Below are 2563 nucleotides of genomic sequence, written 5' to 3' on the forward strand. Positions count from 1 at the left end.
TACACGCCACCAGCCACGCCGTACCCGAGGCGAAACCGGCCAATACATCGCTCGCGAAATGCACGCGCAGGAACACGCGGCTGCTCGCGGTCGTGACGGCAATCAGCGTTGCCACGATGGCCGTCGGCAAACGCCAACGTGCGGGCATGACGCTCACCAGCACATAAGCGACCATGCCGTAGGTCACCAGCGATCCCGATGCATGCCCGCTTGGAAAACTCCAGCCATCGGCAGTGGCAATCTCCCGGTCGTGCACCGGCCGCACGCGTTCGAAGATGCGTTTGAGCGTGGTGTTCAGGACACCGTTGCCGGCGATCGCGATCACAAACCCGATCGCGATCGCAACCTTGCCGCGCAGCGCCAGCAAAGCCGCGCCCAGCACGCACCAGAGCGCGAGCAGCCACGGATCGCCAAGATGCGTAACGCGTGCAAAGATCCGGATCACGCTGATCGGAACGCCTTGGGCGATGCCATCGGCAAAAGCCTGATCCGCGTAACCGAGTGTCTCACCGTCGCCAATTTCGTCGGCAATGGCGGCAAAGAGCGCAGCCGCCCCGACGATGATCGCAAAGCTCACTACAAGATGGAGCACGAGCAAAACGCGCGGCGACAACCCGCCCTGTTCACGCGGCAAACCGTAGCGCTGCACGAGCCGCCATGCGCCGAGCACCGCAATGATTGCGACCAGGAGCGTCACGCCGTACACCGCGAGCGCATGCTCGCCCGCAACATGCGCCGCATGAATCAACTCGGCGTATCTCGGATCTGGCTGACTCATGAAAGGGTGGCGAGAGAATCGTCGAGCGTTTCGGTGCTGAAATCGAGTTCGTGCCGCGTGACCGGTTCAAACGATACACGCTCGCTATTGAAGTCCCATCGCTCGATGACGGCGCGCCGTTCGCCTGCAGCCGATGCATCGTGGTATTCAATCAGATTCACCGAATTCGGCACCGCTCCGCGAACGCGCGAAGACAGCGATGTCCCCGCCTGCACCGCCCACATGCGCCGCGGCAGATCCTTGTAGGCGGCATGCAAAGGCAGCACGTATGGCAAATGGATATGTCCGCCCAAGATCAGATCGGCACCCGCCTTCGCCCAACGCTGAACCGCATGCTGGCGGCCGTGCAACAGGTTATGCACGTCGTTCGCACGCGCGGCGAGAACCGGCTGATGCGTGACGACCACGCGCAGTTGCCCGGGCGCCGCGCGCTCGAGCATCCGCGCCACACGCTCGGCTTGTTGCACTGAAACTTCGCCATCCTTATGACGGTAAGGACGCGTCGTGTTCACGCCGATCACGAGCAGCGCATCCGATTCGTACACGGGTTCGAGATCATGCCCGAACACCCGCCGATGATTTGCATACGGATGCATCGCGCGGGCGAAAACGTTATAGAGCGGAATGTCGTGATTGCCGGGCACGACCAAGAACGGCGTCGTGCCGAACTGATCGACGAAAGCGCGAGCCGCGCTGAACTGCGCACGCCGTGCTCGCTGCGTGATGTCACCGGACATGACCACGAGATCCGGGCGATGGGTGTCGGCGAGACGCAGCAATGCGTCCACAACCGGCGGTTGTTCAGTGCCGAAGTGAGGATCAGAAATTTGCAACAGCAGGGTCATGAGCGATTGGCGTTGGCGACATCGGCCTCGGGTTTCAGCAAATACAGCGGCTCCGGGGCGATGCGGAAATCGAGCGGCATGTTCATCCAGGTCACTTCGCCATCGGTTGCGATCTTCACGAGACGGCGGCGCTTCGACGGATGCGTCACCGTGATGTGCTTGAACGCAAAGCTGACAACGTTATCGGCGTCGCTCATCCTGCCCGTCGCGCCGCGCAGCGTGATTCCAATTTGCGCAAGCCGCCCGACGGCGCGCGGTGCAATAGCGGCGAGCAACCCGCGTTCCAGCAGCGGCGCTTCGGCCATGCCGATTTGTTCGAGCTGCAGGCGATTGTTGCCGACAAATAGTGTCGAAGTCCGGATTTCCTGCATTGTGCCATCGTGCTCTATGTGCAGACGCAAATGCCGATGCCGGCGCAACAGGGTGACGGCTGCCGACCAAAGCGCGATCAGACGGCTTCGCCCGAACTGCTGCTTGTACAACTCACGATCCTCCAGCAATTTCGGATAGAGACCAAGACTCGCATTGACCAGGAACATGCGGTCGTTGACGAAACCGACCTGCACCGGATGCGCCCGTGCACTGAGCAGCAACGGAATGGATTCGGCGGGATCGGACGGAACGCCGTGGTCGCGGCTGAAGTAGTTGAAGGTGCCGCGCGGCAAGACGGCGAAGGGACAGCCGCTGCCCAGCACGGCGCCCGCAACGGCGCACAGCGTGCCGTCGCCGCCCGCGCCGACCACCACGCCGTTTTGCGCCTTTGCGTCGCGCACCGCCTGGGCGGCGGTATCGGCGAGTTCTGCCGGGTTGTCGACAAGTCTGATCTCGAACTTCCGTCCTGCTTCGCCAAGCATTCGTTCGAGCGCGGCGCGGGTTTCATCGCTTTGTTTGCGCCCCGAACCCGCGTTCATCACGATAAAAAACGGCGCATCAGCGGCGA

3 protein-coding genes are annotated in these 2563 nt (G+C 62.4%); all 3 read right to left on the minus strand.

Annotated features, from left to right (window positions below; translation table 11 throughout):
• Positions 1-778: phosphatase PAP2 family protein (locus ACFFAR_RS30565; RefSeq protein WP_174365446.1), on the minus strand; the 778-nt coding region annotated here is incomplete at its 3' end.
• A complete protein-coding gene (locus tag ACFFAR_RS30570) occupies positions 775-1623 on the minus strand; it encodes a metallophosphoesterase (protein ID WP_174365445.1) in 849 nt (282 codons plus the stop codon). The genes ACFFAR_RS30565 and ACFFAR_RS30570, both read right to left, overlap by 4 nt.
• The coding region (locus ACFFAR_RS30575) for a diacylglycerol kinase family protein (RefSeq protein WP_174365444.1) at positions 1620-2563 on the minus strand (944 nt) is incomplete at its 5' end. The genes ACFFAR_RS30575 and ACFFAR_RS30570, both read right to left, overlap by 4 nt.

Origin of the sequence: uncultured Caballeronia sp., from assembly GCF_964243625.1 — a bacterium.
Taxonomy (GTDB): Bacteria; Pseudomonadota; Gammaproteobacteria; order Burkholderiales; family Burkholderiaceae; genus Caballeronia.